16 protein-coding genes are annotated in these 17,664 nt (G+C 44.1%); 12 read left to right on the top strand and 4 right to left on the bottom strand.

Going from position 1 to position 17,664, the window contains the following annotated elements:
- Positions 1-60: 60 nt before the first annotated feature.
- A complete protein-coding gene (locus AC3A8L_RS05170; protein ID WP_487961170.1) occupies positions 61-999 on the top strand; it encodes a LysR family transcriptional regulator in 939 nt (312 codons plus the stop codon).
- An 8-nt stretch (positions 1,000-1,007) separates the two neighbouring features.
- Here the strand turns inward: AC3A8L_RS05170 and AC3A8L_RS05175 are convergent, their stop codons facing one another.
- Entirely contained in the window at positions 1,008-1,337 is a 330-nt protein-coding gene (locus AC3A8L_RS05175) for a Dabb family protein (protein WP_487961171.1), read from the bottom strand.
- Between the two features lie 224 nt (positions 1,338-1,561).
- Between AC3A8L_RS05175 and AC3A8L_RS05180 the strand changes: the two genes are divergently transcribed.
- From AC3A8L_RS05180 to AC3A8L_RS05220, 9 genes are all read left to right on the top strand, one after another.
- Positions 1,562-2,296, top strand: coding sequence for a nitroreductase family protein (locus AC3A8L_RS05180; RefSeq protein ID WP_487961172.1), 735 nt, complete (start codon positions 1,562-1,564; stop codon positions 2,294-2,296).
- The gene (locus AC3A8L_RS05185) at positions 2,296-3,672 is read left to right on the top strand and encodes an enoyl-CoA hydratase-related protein (RefSeq protein ID WP_487961173.1); all 1,377 of its coding nucleotides are present in this window, start codon (positions 2,296-2,298) and stop codon (positions 3,670-3,672) included. Before AC3A8L_RS05180 ends, AC3A8L_RS05185 begins: the two co-directional genes overlap by 1 nt.
- 2 nt (positions 3,673-3,674) lie before the next feature.
- A complete protein-coding gene (locus tag AC3A8L_RS05190) occupies positions 3,675-4,847 on the top strand; it encodes a Phenylacetic acid catabolic protein (protein ID WP_487961174.1) in 1,173 nt (390 codons plus the stop codon).
- A 25-nt stretch (positions 4,848-4,872) separates the two neighbouring features.
- A complete protein-coding gene (locus AC3A8L_RS05195) occupies positions 4,873-6,423 on the top strand; it encodes an NAD(P)/FAD-dependent oxidoreductase (protein ID WP_487961175.1) in 1,551 nt (516 codons plus the stop codon).
- A 73-nt stretch (positions 6,424-6,496) separates the two neighbouring features.
- Positions 6,497-9,817: an AMP-binding protein gene (locus AC3A8L_RS05200; RefSeq protein ID WP_487961176.1), complete on the top strand. Its 3,321-nt coding sequence runs from the start codon at positions 6,497-6,499 to the stop codon at positions 9,815-9,817.
- On the top strand, positions 9,814-10,884 hold the full coding sequence (locus AC3A8L_RS05205; RefSeq protein WP_487961177.1) for an MBL fold metallo-hydrolase: 1,071 nt from the start codon (positions 9,814-9,816) through the stop codon (positions 10,882-10,884). Before AC3A8L_RS05200 ends, AC3A8L_RS05205 begins: the two co-directional genes overlap by 4 nt.
- An 83-nt stretch (positions 10,885-10,967) precedes the next feature.
- Positions 10,968-11,498, top strand: a complete 531-nt coding sequence (locus AC3A8L_RS05210; RefSeq protein ID WP_487961178.1) for a peroxiredoxin-like family protein — start codon at positions 10,968-10,970, stop codon at positions 11,496-11,498.
- Between the two features lie 13 nt (positions 11,499-11,511).
- Positions 11,512-12,084 carry a TetR/AcrR family transcriptional regulator gene (locus AC3A8L_RS05215; protein WP_487961179.1) on the top strand — a complete coding sequence of 191 codons (573 nt, stop codon included), beginning with the start codon at positions 11,512-11,514 and terminating at the stop codon, positions 12,082-12,084.
- 358 nt (positions 12,085-12,442) lie between these two features.
- Positions 12,443-13,501, top strand: coding sequence for a sulfite exporter TauE/SafE family protein (locus AC3A8L_RS05220; RefSeq protein WP_487961180.1), 1,059 nt, complete (start codon positions 12,443-12,445; stop codon positions 13,499-13,501).
- Between the two features lie 47 nt (positions 13,502-13,548).
- Here the strand turns inward: AC3A8L_RS05220 and AC3A8L_RS05225 are convergent, their stop codons facing one another.
- Genes AC3A8L_RS05225 through AC3A8L_RS05235 form a run of 3 tightly spaced genes read right to left on the bottom strand, consistent with a single transcriptional unit; the run spans position 13,549 to position 15,949 of the window.
- The gene (locus AC3A8L_RS05225) at positions 13,549-13,950 is read right to left on the bottom strand and encodes an acyl-CoA thioesterase (protein ID WP_487961181.1); all 402 of its coding nucleotides are present in this window, start codon (positions 13,948-13,950) and stop codon (positions 13,549-13,551) included.
- Between the two features lie 57 nt (positions 13,951-14,007).
- A complete protein-coding gene (locus AC3A8L_RS05230; RefSeq protein WP_487961182.1) occupies positions 14,008-15,378 on the bottom strand; it encodes a TRAP transporter large permease in 1,371 nt (456 codons plus the stop codon).
- 1 nt (position 15,379) lies between these two features.
- Positions 15,380-15,949: a TRAP transporter small permease subunit gene (locus AC3A8L_RS05235; RefSeq protein ID WP_487961183.1), complete on the bottom strand. Its 570-nt coding sequence runs from the start codon at positions 15,947-15,949 to the stop codon at positions 15,380-15,382.
- A gap of 183 nt (positions 15,950-16,132) precedes the next feature.
- On the opposite strand from AC3A8L_RS05235, the gene AC3A8L_RS05240 reads away from it, so the two are divergent.
- Positions 16,133-17,173, top strand: a complete 1,041-nt coding sequence (locus AC3A8L_RS05240) for a substrate-binding domain-containing protein (RefSeq protein ID WP_487961184.1) — start codon at positions 16,133-16,135, stop codon at positions 17,171-17,173.
- A 153-nt stretch (positions 17,174-17,326) separates the two neighbouring features.
- Positions 17,327-17,664, top strand: a 338-nt coding sequence (locus tag AC3A8L_RS05245; RefSeq protein ID WP_487961185.1) for a phosphate ABC transporter permease family protein, incomplete at its 3' end; no start/stop codon positions are given.

Below are 17,664 nucleotides of genomic sequence, written 5' to 3' on the forward strand. Positions count from 1 at the left end.
GAGGTTGTGCCAGGGGTGTAACAATGTTGGCGCATTAACGTTGGCGAGGGGGGGAGTGAAATGGGCAGCAGTATTAATCTTAATGGCATTTATATTTTTTATTGGGTTGCGAAGCTAAAGAGTATCACCGCGGCGAGTCGACAGCTGAATAGTAGTAAGCAGACTTTTAGCCGAAAATTGGCAGAGCTTGAAGAGGCTTTAGAGGTTACGTTGATTGTTAGAAATACCCGCTGTTTTCAATTGACGCCAGCAGGACATGAGTATTATCGATTAGCCGCCCAAATTATTAATTTAATCGATACTGCGAATACTCAGGTGCAGCAATACAAAACAGGCTTGGACGGTACGATAAAGTTATGTATACCGCCAGAGCTTAATTCAGCGGCCACTAGTCGGGTGATTAAGCAATTTATGGATGTGCATCCCGATGTCAGTATTGAAGTGACGGTCTCAGATAAGAATCAGTTTTCTGTTGATGACGGCTATGATTTATTAGTTCGAATTGGCGATATGGAAGATTGTCGTTTGATTTCTCGAAATATCGGAGCCATCGAGTATGGCTGCATAGCCTCTGCCGATTATATCGAAAAGCGTTTTGTTCGAAGCGGTGCGCCGGAATTTATCAAACCTGCTCTTATTTCAATACGGGGGGAGTTAGATCGCAAGTTGGGCCGAGATGGGGAGCGAGGCGGTGTGATAGCCGTGAGTGATGTTATGCTCGCCAAGAACTCAATTTTGGCTGGGCTGGGGGTTGCAAGGTTACCGCTGCATCTTTGTTCTGAGGAGTTGGGATTGGGGAGCTTACAGCTTTTACAGGTAGAGGCTGACGAGCAGATTCCCATAAATTTAGTTTTTATGCGTGATCGGTATATGCCTGAGTATATTCGAAAATTTGTCGATTATTTGGTGGCTTTATCGGAGGCGAATCAGCTTTGGGTCTCATCCGGATTATTTCCAACTTTTTTACCCCTAGGAGTGCCTGCTGTAGTTAGCGCATAAGCAGGGCGTCACTTATGTATATTGATCACTGTTCTGGTCGCCACAGCGCTCTTGAAGTGCTCGCTAGCTATTTTTTTGTGGCGACCATCGTTAAGAAATTTTATTAAGGATCCTTCGTCTTTAAACTTCCAAATAGAAATGCAGTCCGCATAGTTTGATGTGTCTACGGCATTGCTCAAGCTATGCTCGTGATCCCTTAAGATCGAACAATGCATTGTCATTTCTACCTCCTCCCTAAATAGCTGTGAAAGATTCTCTATTCCTTTAAAAAATTGACTAATCACGTCTTTGCTTGCGTCATGCTTGAATGTGACGGAGATTATGCGTTCTATTGCCATAATGATTACCTAAAAAATTACCTAAAAAAATACACGAAAAATTTTGATCCTAATAAGCATTGTAAGATGAATTTATTAGAGCTGTGATGATTCTCAATGATTAATTTTTAGGGACACAGTATCAATTATATTTTGGTTGGTTGTCCAAATTGTTTTGTGGCAATCTTCTTCTGCCGATTGAGAGGGGGTTAACTCTTCTTTTAATTTAATGAGTGGTGCAGAAGATGTTAGCTGAAGCTGTTGTGGACCGAAGCCGAATAAAGAAAAGTATGGGGCGTGATTCTAGCGCTACAACTTTTAATCATGCTTTAAGTTTCTTATTGGAATCTAGGCGTTCGATAAAGTTATTTGATCGTGATGTGGTAATGTCGAATGAAGATCTAGCCGATATTGTATCTGCAGCTTCTTACGCGCCATCCGCATTTAATATACAGCCATGGCGCGTAATACAAATCAATTCAGACACTGTGCGTACTAAATTGTCAGATTTGGCTTGGCGTCAGCCTCAAATATCAACGGCGTCTAGATTGCTGTTAGTTGCTTACGATAATTATGCTTGGGATCGTACTTCGGCATATCAACAATTTTCAGATAATGAACTTCGCAATAAAGTCTATTCCTCGGTTTCTTCTGTGTATAAAAATAACGCTAAGTTAGCGCGCGATGAAGCTATTCGCGCAAGCTCCTTGTATGCAATGAATATTCTGTTGGCCGCAGAGGCTAAGGGCTATCAAAGTTGTGCCTTAACGGGGTTTGATTTCGGTGGAGTTACAGAGCTTATTAATATGCCTGCGGACTGGGAGTGCTGCATGTTGATTGCTTTAGGTAAAGCGTCGGATGATAACGTTTTACGAGAGCAGCATCGACAAGAAAAAGAGCGGTATGTCGTGACGGATGTTGATTTGCTTCGGGGGCAGTCTTCTATAGACAAGTCACGTATTAATGGGGAGCTTTTCTAATGGAACAGAATTTTATTAAAGTTAGTGTTACTAATGAAGTGGCGATATTAGAGTTGGATGATCCATCAGCTAATACACTGACATTTCATTTGCTTGAAGAGTTGGAAGCCCGTTTTTTACTGCTGGAGAGTGATCCTGTAATCAAGGGGGTTGTGCTAACGGGCAGTGGTAATAAGTTTTTTTCCGGTGGCGTTAATATTGGGATGTTACTGACTGCGGGAGAAAAACATAATTCTCATTTTATTTTATACGCAGCAGAAGTTTTAGAGTATATCGAGAGTTCGCCGTTACCTGTTGTAGCATTAATTAATGGAAATATTACCGGTGGTGGATTGGAGCTTGCTTTAATCTCTGATTATCGTATAGCGGTTAACGGCGATTACAATATCGGTTTCCCCGAAGTTAGGTTGGGTGTTATTCCTGGTATGGGGGGAACCCAGCGACTCTCACGTTTAGTGGGGGCGCAGCAAGCATTGGAGATGATCACCCAGGGCGTTTTTGTTGGGCCTGATGCCGCTCTTGATATTGGTTTAGTCGATAAGGTGATTGGCGCCGAAAGCTTTAAAGAGCAAGCAATAACTTTAGCCATTAAATATATCGAAAACAATACAGCCACAACAAAGAATGATCTACGTTACAAGGAAAACTGGAATCCTCTTGAGTCTGTGATAGAGGGCGAGAGTTCTATATTGCAATACAGTGAAGGTGACGGAGTAGCGACTATAAAATTTGATTCCGTATCACCTGAAGTGGCACCGGAACAAATTCTTTCGCAACTTAATCGAGCGCTTCTTCTAGCGCGAGGGGATGACGCTGTTTATGTTTTGCATCTCAATATTCCAAATAATTTTTTTAGTGCATCATGGCGCGACCTAAGTTTTACCCAGCGACGTTTCTTTGATGCGGTTATGGCCAGAATTGAAGGCTATCCACGCTTGGTTGTTTTAAGTTTTTCTCAAGCGCTGGGTGATTTGGAGGGGCGTATAGCGCTATCGTGCGATTACCGTATCTATGACGGAGAATCTATCGAGAGTGAGCAATCATTTGTTTTCGAAGACAAACATCAGTTACGTTATAAGCGCTTATTGCCAAGCAAATTAGACGGCGCTGTAACTATTTCGAGTTATATCCAAAGTGGTCTATTTTTAATTAAGCCCTCCATTGCCAGTTGGTTGTCACGTTTTGTTCCCCCTTCAGGGGCTGCGCAAGCCATTGGTTATGCGAAGCTGGCTATAGCGCAAGGGTTCGATAAGCCATTAGCGGCGTCGTTGTTGCTTGAAAGGCATCTTCAAGAACAGTTATTTTCAGCCGTTGACTCTCAAGAAGGTATGACGGCATATCTTGAAAAACGACCAGCAAATTTTAAGGGCAATTAATAATGGCTTCCCTCAATGTAAAGAATCACCTTATCTCAAAAAAATATCACAAAGAAATAGAAGCTTGGCAGCAAAGAAATTTTCCTGATATCGAGCTGTTGACACGCTATTGGAAAAAGCATTTTCCAGAGCAGGATGAGTGGGTGTTATGTGCAAAAACATCAGATATCAGAACGGATGTGATTACTCAAGGTAAATACATTAATCACAAAAAATTTGAAAAAGCATCAGAAATGAAAGGCAGCATGCTGTATCAAGCGCTGCGCATTGTTAAAGCTCAATGTTCTACCGAGTTAGGTTCTATTCAGCAGCATGTTGAGACTGTCGATGAGTCGACAACCGATTATGCGAAATTTAGCATTTTGAGGATCATGGCTGAAGAGTTACGGCATGCCTATCAAATGTTTTGGGTTTTATCTCACGATGAATCTTGGGCATCTACTGGTGATAAAAAAATTGCCGATAATTTGATGGACGAATTACTCAGCATGAATACTGGATCGCATGTGCTTGATGCTTTCAATATCGAATTTACGGACGCGCTTGATAACATTGTATTCGCTTGTTTCATTGATCGTGTTGGAAAATTTCAGTTAAGTATGCAAGAAGAGTTTTCGTATAAACCCATGTCGGCCAGTATGCGGCCTATGCTCGTCGAGGAGGCTTTTCACCTGCAGACGGGTTGGGAAGTGTTGCGTGAAATATGTATTGCCTCGGTAACAACCGGAGGGCGATCACTGGATGAAGTCCAGCGCAGTATTAATTTGTGGTACCCCAGGGCGCTCGAAATGTTTGGTAGTGTCGAAGGCGGTGAGTCGAATCTACAGTTTAGCTTTAAATCGATGTCAAATGCTGATGCGTTAGCGGGTTACGTTAAAGAGGTTGACGCCTTAATGTTTACTTTGAATGCCGCAATTGTTTCTGCAAGAGAGCCCGGCTTGGCTCGAAAAGAAATCATGCGTCGGGTCAAAGAAAGTCAGCCGCTTTATTTGCCATCGCCTAATTTTTTAAGGATGCGTGCGGATAACGAAGTGGCAGGTAAATTATTTGATGTTTCGGGTAAAGCATTGGTAAAAGAAAATTATAGTGAATACCTTATGAATGTATTGCCAGTTAAATTTTTAAATACAGACTTTGGTAAGAAATATACGAATAACCTGCTGCTAGCAAGTTAAAAAAAGTAATGATGGGGAGTGCATAATGTTTGATGTTGCAGTGATTGGTTCAGGTATGGGTGGTAGCGTTAGTGCGGCGATGTTGGCTAAGCAGGGGTGGAGAGTCTTATTGATAGAGCGTGGTAAACATCCTCGTTTTGTTATTGGTGAGTCTACCACGCCGTTAGTCAGTAAAAAGCTTCGTTATCTTGGGCGTGAATTTTCTATTCCTGAATTTGAACAAATGGCGACCTACGATGCCATTAAAGAGAATGATTTACCTTTCACTTGTGCACCTAAAGAATTATTCCATTACTTCTGGCAAGAAAAAGGACAGAAAACTGCACAGTTAGGCGATTCTATTCGAGAAATTATTGTGCAAACCCCAGAGGTCGATACGCAGTTAGTCCGAGGTGAAAGTGATGCTTACCTCGTCGATGTTGCAAAGAATTATGGCGTAGATTTTCGCGATATGACAATGGTGAATGACATTCACTTCTACGATGATAAGGTAACCATTGATTGCGAATCAGAAGCACTGGGTATTTATTCCGTCGATGTACGCTTTGTGATTGATGGTACTGGATTTAAATCACTTATCTCTCAGAAGCTCAATTTAGCGTGCAAGCCTGATGAGTATGATATCCCTTTGCGTAGTCGTTCCATTTTTAGCCATTTTTTGGATGTGGGTGATTTTGAAGAAATTTCGCAAGCATCTGAGGCGTTTAAAGAGCGCTCACCTGCCGATCGATCGCGTGCAACACAGCATCACTGCTTTGATGGCGGCTGGCTGTGGGTTATCCCTTTTCATAACGGTACTACAAGTATTGGCTTAAATTTAGATATTGATAAGTTTCCTGAAAATGACAAAGATGCAGATCAGGAGTTCTGGGAGATAGTCCAGCAGTATCCCATTATTCATAAAATGTTAGAAGGTCGAAAAACTAAGTTCCCACTCATTAAAACCGGTCGTATTCAATTTCGTCAGAAATCGGCTGCTGGAGACCGTTGGGCGATGTTGCCTGGGGCTGCAGCAGGAGGCGATGCGTGGTTTAGTACCGGGCTTGCTTTTACATTGATGTGTGCTCATCGCATTGTTGATATTCTCGATAAACAACTATTACCTGCGAATACATTTTCTAAAAGTTCATTCATTGCATATGAAGACAATCTTTTTCATGAGTGGAAAAGTATGTGCACTATGGTCGATGGGATTTATAAAAGCTTTAAGCACTTTGAAGTATTTAAGCACTACTGCTTTTTTTGTTTTATGGGGGCTGAGACATTTATCAAAAATAATGGTGTCGCAAAACCGCATGACAATGATTGTTTGTTGTTGAATTGCGGTGACCCGCAGTTTATGGCCAATTTCAATGAATTCTATAATTTTGTGTTAGAGGTGCAAGAGCAAGACTCCCTGACGGATATTCAAATTGCGTACATGCGTGATTTTATTCAAAACAGAATGAAGCCCTACAATTTACGTGATTACGGTAACCCCGCGCATGGTGGTGTGCATAAGCGCATGGTTATGGGTATGAAAAAACCTAAGGTAGAGACTCCTGAGAGCATGGTTTCTGAAGCTGCTGCTGTTTGATTTGACAATTCAACGAGTTCTGCTGATTTTTATTGATGTGATCACTGATGCTCCCTAACGCAAGATTGGAATTATGAACGAGCACGTACTGGAAACTGACTTCTGTGAAGCGCTTGTGTTGGGTGGCGGGATTGCAGGTTGTTGGACTGCACTCAAGCTGGCTAGCGCGGGTGTCTCAACGACCCTTGTGTATTACGGTAAAAGTGATCGCGGGGGGCGTTTGGGTTCAACGGGGATTTCTGTAGGGGCTGTAAGTACCGCACCAATAGAAAGGCCCGACTATGCGCAGTGGCTGGCTGAATTAGGGCGTGGGCAGGTGCAATCTTCCGTTGTGGAAATCACTGAAAAATACTTAGCAGAAGAGCTTGAGGCTTTAAAGGAGTTTGATCCTTTAAAGCAAATCGCTTTGGGATTTGCTTTGCATTCTGGGTCTGGTAAAAAACTGTTAGAAACTTTATTAGTTGAGTTAAAGTCGCTGGGCGTTTGTATTATTGATGATGCTTGGGTAGTTTCAATATTGGCTGATACTCAGCAGTGCACGGGTATTCAATATTGGCAGAATGATCGAATGCTGGGGTTGCAGGCGGGCTCTATTGTTATTGCATCGGGTGGTTATTCGGGCCTATTTCATGGCGCGGTTAAGACTGGCACCTACGGCTCTATGCACGGGCGTTTTTTACAGGCTGGGGGCAAGCTTAGCAATCTGGAGTTTGTCTTTAAGCATGGGTATGGGCAGCCTGACTTAGGTAAATTGACGCCAACTGAAGAGTTACCGGGCGTTGAAATTTACGATGAACACGGCGTGCATGTTGAGTGGCTTGAGGTAGAACTGTTTGAGGGGCGGGGTACGCATAACCATTTTCGTGCTTTTATGACTTGGCGCAAAAGTAAAGATACTCATTATTTTGTCGATTTCAGATTCACAGAATTACACCGATTTATAAAACAGCAATTAGAAACACTTCAAGATTTAGAGGCCCTAGGTTCGGATACTGAGTATCAGGAGTGCCTAGTGTCGAGCACTGCGACTTTGTTGGATAAATTGTCTTGTGAGCATAAGATCTTAGGAGATAAGATTCTATTCGCGTTGTTTTCCGGGAAGGCTAAATATGATGTGGAAATGTTTAGCCAGTTAAAAATACTGTTTTCAGACGTTTACCCTTTAGATAAGCATCGTATTCGTCAAATATCCTATTTTTCTATGGGTGGTGTTATGCATCATCAATTCAAAACCAATTTACACAATGTGTTTGTAGCTGGCGAAGCCATGCATGATTACGGTGCTCATCGTGTTGGCGGTTTACCTTGGGCTTTATATTTGTGCTCTGCAAGATTTATCGCCGAAAATATTGTCACATTGAAAAATAAGCATAAGTTACTTAAAAACGATATTGCAATTATTGAGGGTGTGTCAGTCTTCGATAAAGAGAAGTTATCTGATTTACAAGTTCGTTTATTCGAGAGCCTGGAGTGTGGTGAGGATACGCAAGGTCTCATCAATTTTTGTCAATGGATACGTGATGCAAGACGATTACTTCAGGCGAATGGCGAGGTTAGTAATGATTATTACGCCTATTTAATGTTGGCAGAAGCCATTACGGTTTCAGGGTTAGCAAGGCGAGAGAGTCGAGGGTGCTTTTTTCGTAAAGATTTCAGTCATGAAAATAATCAATTTGATCGCTATCGTACGGTGGCTGCCTATGATGAAAAAAATGACGAAGTGTGCGCTTATCTTATTGATAAAACCTATATTTACGACCTTGTATTCAATGGTAAAACAGGTGTGGAAGGTATGGATTCTCGTTCGATTCAACTTAATGCGGTTCACTATTTGTTAAAAAAACACCTTAGTGGTGAGACTGCAGAAAAAGCCGCTATTATTTTTGAAGGCTCCAGCTTAAGTTATACACAGCTTAATGCGCGGACAGAGCAATATGCGCACTTCTTGTTCAGTAATGGCTTAGCTGCTGGTGACCGAATAGTGTTGCTCTTGAATGATTCACCTGATTGGATTGCAATGTTTCTGGCGGCACTTCAAGTCAACGTTATTGTGGTTCCGGTTAATACGTTCTGTAAAGAAGATGATTTACGTTATTATTTACAAGATTCTGGCGCTAAGCTACTCGTCTCTGAAGACTCATTATTGGCTAATTTTGATCTGAAGTGTACGTTGCTAGACTTAGATGTGCGGGTAATTAATCTCACTGGAATTGATATTAACGATAGCCCTCGGTTTAGTAGCTGTACCGCGGTTAATGAAGATACCCCTGCCTTTATGTTGTATACCTCAGGTTCCACAGGAAACCCTAAAGGTGTTTTGCATAGCCACGCGAGCTTAGAATATACCGCACTTAATTTTGCGCAACCTGCGCTGGGTATTACTGAGAATGATTGTATATTTTCATCGTCGAGGTTATTTTTTGCTTACGGTTTAGGCAATAGTTTAACTTTCCCTCTCTATTTTGGTGCAACGATTGTATTAACTCGAGAGAAAGTGAATCCAGATGAAACGTTCGATTTTATTGAAAAAAATAATATTTCTGTCTATTTTTCTATTCCTGCGCTGTATGCCTTAGCGTTAGTGAGCGTTGATAAAAAACGAGTGCCAAAATCGCTTAGAGTGAGCGTGAGTGCTGGCGAACCTATGCCTGCGTCGGTAGGGCATGCTTGGAGTGAATTAACGCAAACCCAAATGGTCGACGGCATTGGCAGTACGGAAGCATTGCATATTTTCTGTTGTAGTTATTTTAACCCTGATGGGGGCTACGTCGCGGGTAAGGCAATTGGGCAATATGATGTTTCATTATTTGATGATAGTAATTTTGAAATAGAAAGTGATCAGGTTTTGGGTAACTTGGCTGTTCGTGGAGGTTCTGTTGGTTTGCAATATTGGAATGATACACAGCACGGGCTAAAGCTACGTCATAACGGTTATTTATTCACGGGTGATGTCTATCGTTATGATTTGGACCATAGTTTGGTTTATGTCGGCCGCAAAGGCGATACTTATAAATCGTCTGGGTTGTGGGTGTCTGCCTTTGATGTTGAATCGGTGATCCGTGAAATACAATTTGTTGAGGACGTTGCTGTTGTTGCGTATTTAGATGCTAATGGTAAACAGCAAGCAAAAGCAATGTTGGTTATGGCCAGGAGTGAGCATAAATTAGACGCTAATGGCACTTCGGCGCAGGTTTACCGTTACTTAAGTGAGCGCATGTCTCGATATAAATTACCCACAAGTATTTGCATTGTTGATGCTTTGTCTCGTACAGCAACGGGGAAAATTGCTAAGCATCAATTACGCGCACAGTTAAGTGAAAATAGTTATGTTGCGTTAGCCGAATACGTACCACATACCTTACCGTCAAAATCACACGAAGTGGTGCAATCATGAATAATCTCGTCGTTAACAAGACAGAAAGCCTACCTGTAAGTGATTGTCGGCCAGAAATTGTTGCCACAAAATTTGGCGACGAGGTGACTCAATTAAAAGTTCCTTTACCCTTTCGTCTTAATCATATTAATTGTTATTTAGTCCAAGGGATTAGGGGGCTTGTTTTAATTGATACCGGTTTAAATACCGACGTGTCTAAATCGGTGTGGCGAGATTTTTTGGAAAGTCAGTATTTAACGCAGCCAATCGTGGCGATTGTGCTAACACATCTGCATCCCGATCATATCGGCATGTCGCATTGGCTGCAGAATGAATTAGATATCCCTGTGTACCTGGCTGCGGCGGATATTGCGATGGTGCGTTCTCTTTGGTGTGCTGATAGTGATAGTTCTAAAAAAGCATTCTCGGCGCACTGGGGGCAATTTGGTTTACCTGTGGATATGTTTAATCAACTGGTTGAGCGGCGTGCAAGTTATAAAGGACTTGTGCACGATTTACCGCGTGAGTTATCGGTTTTAGATGAAGGTATTGTTGATACATTATTGGGTCCGGACTGGTCGATGGTGCGAGTTCCTGGTCATTCAGCTGGGCATGTATGTCTTTACCATTCACCTACTCGAGATATGTTAACGGGCGATCACGTTTTACCGCGTATTACACCGAACATAAGTTTACATGTTGAGGGTTCTAGGAATCCATTGCACGACTACATTCAGTCGCTGTATTTAATCCGTGAATATGATTGCGCTCGTTATTTTCCGGCACACGGAGCGGTTGGTAATGATTTATGTGAGCGAGCTTTAGAGATTATTCAACACCACGATGAAAAGTGTCAGAAAATACTAGCCAATACGGGCAGCGCGGAAACAGTTTTTGAATTTATGCCATTGCTTTTCGATAAGGTGATTCCTGCTCATCAATGGATGTTCGCGTATGGCGAAACGGCAGCACACTTGGTGTATATGGCACAGCAGGGTTTGTTGGCACTTAATGGTGCGCCATGGCGGTTTAACCTACCAGATCGAGCTTTCTCGTTGCGGAACTTGACTGAGGCTTCTTTGAGTTAAGGCGGTTAATCGATAACTTAGCTATTGTATTTGGACGATCATCCAAATAACATGTGTTTCATTATTAACGTGGAGTACATGATATGAGCCGGTTAGTTACAGGTGCCAAGGCACCGAAGTTTCAAGTTCAAGATATTTTTGGTAATACCGTTGATTTAGACGCTCTAAAAGGCAAAAAAGTCATGCTGAGTTTCTATCGCTATGCGGGGTGCCCGTTATGTAATCTACGGGTTCATAGTTTGTTGGAAGAAACTAAAGCGCTGGAAGGTAAGATTGTGATGCTGGCGATATTTCAGTCTTCAAGCGAAGCGATGTTGAAATTTGTGAATAGACAGCAAGCAACATTCCCCTTTATAGCTGACCCGGATATGGCGCTGTATAAGCAGTATGGGGTGGAAACGAGCTGGATGGGTTTGTTGAAGATACTTGCGGCAATTCACAAGCCGATTATTGCAATGGGTAAAGGCTTTCTACCCGGTTGGATCGATGGTCCGATCAATCGATTGCCCGCTGACTTTCTAATTGATGAAAATGGTGTCGTCAAAACCGCTTTTTATGGTGATAATATTGGCGATCATATCCCTGTATCGGATATCCATGCATTTGTAGGCTGAATATGGAGGCCTGATGTCATCAAGAGGAGAGGAGAGCCGCGCTAAAATTATAGCGGCGGCTCGGCAGCTTTTTTACGAAAAAGGTTTTGCGCAATCGTCCATGCAGGATCTTGCAAATGCTGCGGGAGTACTTAAAGGTAATTTAGCCTATTACTTCAGCTCCAAAGAAGCCATTCTCAGTGAAGTGGTGGGTGTGCAGCGTTGCAATCTTGAAATGATGTTTGCTGGGTTTGAGCAAACGAGCGAAACGCCACAAGCAGCGATATTACTGTTTATTGATATGGTTGAAAAAAGTGCCACGCAACTCAAAAATTTTGGTTGTCCTATTGGATCGCTGAACACAGAGCTAGGAAAAAATGGTGGTGAATTCCAGCCCTACGCTCAAACCACGATGGTGCTTTGTATTGATTGGTTAACACGGTGTTTTATTACCTTTGGGCAAAAAAAGAAAGAGGCCGGTGCCAGTGCAGAGTATGTGATGTGTACTGCGCAGGGTGCGGCAGTGTTAGCGCAATCTTTGCGTAGCCCGGCGGTTGTTACACGCCAGTGTAAGCTATTGCGGCAATGGCTGAATACATTGAATTAACGCATATAATGACCCGTGTACTTTATATTTTTAGCGCTAGTTGTACGCTGGCGTGGAATCGACTTTTTTCTGTCATGTTTTAATTTTCTGATGAGTGGTGTCGTTACGCTAAAGCTATCGGCAGCTTATTGGTGCGTGCTTAAACATTGAATTCCATTGTTTCTTCGTAACTATTCAGGTGGGCTCGAAATAATACTCATCCAAAAGGCGAATTGATTGTTTTCTGGGCATTCAAGCGTCAGGAACGCTTGCATAGTGCCCATGGATGGCTTGAACGGCCCAGAAAATGATCAGTTTGCCGGTCTATTTGTGCATGGCTGAATAGTTACGTTTCTTCTTTAAATATCGAGTGTCTTTTATGTCTATCCTAAAACCGGCGAAAACATTTCTGTGGGTCTGGGGGCTTTGGTTATTGGCTTTTTATGCGGTGTGGTTATGGCTGGTTGTGGGCCTAGATTATTGGGGTGCCGCGAAGGAGCAATGGCCAATGGCGGTGGCGATGGCTTTAGGGAGTTATGCCGCTGGCTCTACGCCGATGGGGGGCGGCACCGTGGGGTTTCCGGTACTGGTGTTGTTATTTGAAATGCCCGCTAGTTTGGGGCGTGATTTTAGTTTTGCGGTGCAGTCCATTGGTATGACGAGCGCCAGTATTTTTATCTTGGCGCGTCGGCAGCCGCTGGCTGTTGCAATGCTCAAGGGTGCCATGATCGGTACCCTTATTGGAACGCCCGTCGGCATATTTTTCATCGCGCCGTTTATTCCAGAATTGTGGATAAAAATTGTTTTTGCGGTGGTGTGGGCCAGTTTTGGTTTATTACACTTATACCGTATTGATGAGATTGCGGGCCACAGCGGTATGATGGATTTTAATGAGCGCTGGGATTTACGTTTAGGTATTATTTTGGGCCTTATTGCGAGTTCTGCGATTGTATCTGTAACTGGTGTGGGCATTGATATGGTGGTTTATGCTGCGTTAGTTTTGCTATGCCGTGCCGATTTAAAAATTGCGATACCGACATCGGTAGTGATTATGGCGTTTGCTTCGGTTTACGGTATTGGTATTAAGTGGCTGGCTGGAGATATACAGCCTGGTGTTTTTGAAAATTGGTTGGCGGCTGCGCCAGTTGTTGCACTGGGGGCGCCATTGGGTGTTTTGATAGTGGGCCTTATAGGCCGGCGCCCTACGCTGTTGCTTGTAGCGGTGTTATGCGTGGGGCAGTTTATTTGGACGTGTATAAATGAGTACCACCGCTTACAAGAGGTCGGGCTTATTATTGCGCTGGCGGCAGTGTGCGTTATGTTATTTTTCTTTGAAAAAATGCGGGCGTGGGGGGCTGTTTTGGCGGGTGATGTCAAAGCAGATACGCATCACTCACGCTTAGATTTTGATCGTTACCCTATTGCTGAAAAACCTTAGACCATTGAAGGCTGCTTACAGGCCCGTGTAAATTCACGGGCGCACGCTTAAGCCTTAGGTGCTGGCACTACGCGAGTGCGGCCATCTTTATCAATCGCGACAAAGACAAACTCAGCATCGGTGACTTTCTTGGGCTCTTCATCGGAGTAGTGTTTTGTCCATGCTTCTACATTAATGCGAATGGATGAACGCCCGATTTCGGCGACTTCACAATAGCAGCTAACAATGGCCCCGACTTTTATCGGGCTTAAAAATACCATCGCGCCTACGGCCACGGTTGTAACCGGCCCGTGAGCGAGTTCGCGAGCTGTAATTGCACCGGCAAGATCCATTTGGCCCATTAACCAGCCGCCAAAAATATCCCCATTAGAGTTGGTGTCTTGTGGTCGGGTGAGCGTTTGTAGGGCAAGTTCGCCGGATGGTGTTGGGTTTTCGTCGTTATCGATCATTTTTAATCCTTAGAAATAAAAGCTTAATATTTCTGTTGATTGACTCTGGGTGTTTTTTTAATTCGCGGGGTTCATTAAATCTGGTAGCCAGGTGACTAGCTCCGGTTTTAGTGCCAATAGGCCCAACAGCAGTACTTGTAGGGCAATAAAGGGAGCAACCCCGCGATAAATATCGCTGGTTTTAACGCTTGGCGGTGCTACCCCGCGCAAGTAAAACAGGGCAAAGCCAAAAGGTGGTGTTAAAAAAGATGTTTGCAAATTAAGGGCAATCATTATGCCAAGCCATATGGGGTCTACGCCCATCATTAACAGGGCTGGGCCGACTAATGGCACCACGACAAAGGTAATTTCAATAAAGTCTAGAATAAAGCCCAGTAGGAATATGACAACCATAACAATAAGCATCGCACTAAAAACACCGCCGGGTAGGGTGGCGAAGAATTGTTCGATGATTTCTTTACCGCCGTAACTAATAAAGACCAACGAGAAAATCGAAGCGCCTAGTAGGATGGTGAAGATCATGCAGGTGATTTTGGTGGTGGTTTGTATAACGCCTTGAAGAATAGTAAACGAAAGTTGTTTTTTTGCCAGCGCGAGTAATGTAGCGGCAAAGGCCCCAACGGCGGCGGCTTCGGTTGGCGTTGCTAAGCCGCTCACAATGGAGCCTAGCACTAAAACAATAAGCATCACTGGCGGTAAGATACTGAGCCAGAGTTGCCCTTTGGCTTTGTTTTCGCATTCGACCTTAGGCGCGGTTTCCTCTTTAAAAAAACCGGTTGCCAGTAAGTAGATTAAATACAGTACAACGAGGATGGCGCCCGGCACCACGGCCCCCAAAAATAGATCGCCCACGGAGACGGGAGCAGCATTAAAAATGCCTTGCTGCAGTTGTGCCTGCTGATATGCGTTGGAAAGAATATCGCCTAATAAAACTAAGGCTATGGACGGTGGAATGATTTGGCCTAAGGTACCTGTGGCGCAAATAGTGCCTGTGGCTAGCTTGGGGCAATAGCCTTGTTTTAGCATGGTCGGGAGCGACATTAAGCCCATCGTTACCACGGTGGCACCCACAATGCCGGTACTGGCGGCTAGCAATGTGCCCACGAGTACTACGGAAATCCCTAAGCCAGCAGGTAATCGGCCACAGGCTTGCGCCATATTTTCGAGGAGCTCTTCGGCGAGCTTTGTTCGCTCGAGCATGACGCCCATAAAGATGAAAAGCGGCACTGCGACGAGGGTGCTTTTGCTATAAACACCAAATAGGCGCTCTGAGATATAGAAAAGGTCTTGCGGGTTAAAGTGGCCGCTAAGGATGCCAATGCCCGCAAACCACAAGCTCACGCCCGCGAGGGTGAAGGCGACGGGGTAGCCAAGCATTAATGCAGCGCAAACGCTTAGAAACAATAAAAAGGGAATCCACTCTGCCATGTTAAGTGCGCTCCGGAGTACTGGTTTGAGTGCCGGTTTGGGTCATGTCTTGCTCTATTTGGCCAAGTGTTGCGAGTTGCTTTAGGGAGTCGGCAATGGCTTGCAAGGCTAAAAGCACCCCGTTTACAACCAAAAGCGATTTCAGTAAGAAGACTAAAGGTAGGCCGCCCGCGTCGGTAGATGTTTCTTGTATGGCCCAAGACGTTGTTACAAAAGTCCAGCTTACCCATATGGTGATAAGCGCAAATGGCAGCAAGAATACGATGTTACCCACCAGATCGACCCATGCTTGGTACTTAAGGCTATTGCGGCGATAGAAAATATCGACTCGTACATGCCCTTGTTCGGCCAGGGTATAAGCGCCGGCAAACATAATAACGGTGGCATGAAGGTAGGTGACGAGTTCTTGCGCGCCTACGGAGTTGGCGTTGAATAACGCCCGCACGATAACGATACCGGCCATGAGGATGACCATCACGAATGTTAGCCAAGCGATGGAGCGACCAATGGATTGGTTGATTTGTGTGCCGAGCGCCGCTAGCGTTTGATAGCGTTCAAAAAGAAGAGTCATTGCCTTATACCCAAGTTAGGGGCGGGCATTATAGCCTTATAACTTTACTTGCCCAGACGCTAGAGCGGAGCAAATTTCTATTAAGCTGAAACATTACTGTAATAATTGACGATTAGGATGGCGCCATCTGGAAAAAGATGGCGCCTCGAAAGGGCGCTCACTCAATAGTTGTGAGGTTTAATTGTGAAGAAATTACTGATGGCAGCAGCCTGTATTGCAGGTTTTTCATTAGCACCACAAGCGTTTGCAGGTCGCGACCACATTATGGTTGTCGGCTCATCGACGGTTTTTCCGTTCTCAAAAGTTGTGGCAGAGCGTTTTGGTCGCAAAACAAATTTCAAAGCCCCTAAAATTGAGCCTACCGGTACTGGCGGTGGCTTCAAAGAGTTTTGTAAAGGTGTTGGCATTAACTATCCCGATGTCGCAAATGCCTCGCGCCGCATTAAATCGAGTGAGTATGTAGATTGCCAAAAGAACGGCGTGAAAGAGATTGTTGAAGTATTGATTGGTTTTGATGGCATTGTTGTCGCTAACTCACTTAAAGCTAAGCCTATGTCGCTTGAACTAAAAGACATTTTCTTGGCATTGGCGAAGAAGGTGCCGGACCCTAAGGGTACAGAAACCTTAGTGGATAACCCTTATAAAACGTGGAAAGACGTTAATCCGACGTTGCCTGCTATTAAGATTGAAGTGCTTGGGCCACCACCAACTTCAGGTACCCGCGATGCGTTTGTTGAGCTGGCGATGGAAGGCGGTTGTAAGTCGTTCTCATGGGTTAAAGACATGAAGAAGACCAATAAAAACAAGTATAAAGCTTTGTGCCACGGTATTCGTGAAGACGGCGCTTATGTTGAAGCGGGCGAAAACGATAATTTAATCGTGCGTAAGCTCAGCGAAAACCCGCAAGCGCTCGGTATCTTTGGTTTTAGCTTTTTGGATCAAAACGCCGATAAAGTACAAGCGGCCAAAATCGGTGGTCAAGCGCCTACGTTCGATAGTATTTCAGATGGCAGCTACATTGTTTCGCGTCCATTGTACTTCTATGTGAAAAAGGCACACGTCGGTGTTATCCCCGGTATTGAAGAGTTCTTGGCTGAATTTACCCATGATCGTGCATGGGGTGATGAAGGTTATTTGACGGATAAAGGCTTGATTCCATTATCCAAAGATGAGCGTGCGAAAGTGGGCGGCAGTGTTAAGCGGTTAGAAGCGCTTTCTCTCTAAAGTTAAGGCTTGTGCTAATCTTGCGCCCAAAATCGTGTGGCGTCGGCTAGAAAGTATTTAACCGGCGCCATTGTTATCAGGGCGGCATGAAAGCCATTAGAAGATAGCCCAAGTTGATTTGGGCTATTTTTGTATCTGAGTTAGGTAGATATTGTGGAACCATCAGTACTTGTTATCGCTATTTTTGTGTTGGGCTGTTTGGCCTTTATGGCGGGGCGTTCGCGCTCTGTGGCCATATCACAAAATGTTGGCGGCATACGTTTTTTAAACTCGTTACCGTTTTACTATGGCACGCTTACAGCCCTGTGGTGCGCGATTCCGTGCTTTACAGTGTTAGGCACGTGGATGATCTTTGATGATCTCATTATTCGCAATGCTGTGCTGTCGTCGTTACCGGCCGATGCCATTACCGCCGCCGGCGATAATGTAGGTTTACTGCTTAATCAAATTCAAAATATCGCCGCGCTATCGGCGGGTATGGAATCTGCGCC

The sequence above is a fragment of the Marinagarivorans sp. genome (genome assembly GCF_982758155.1).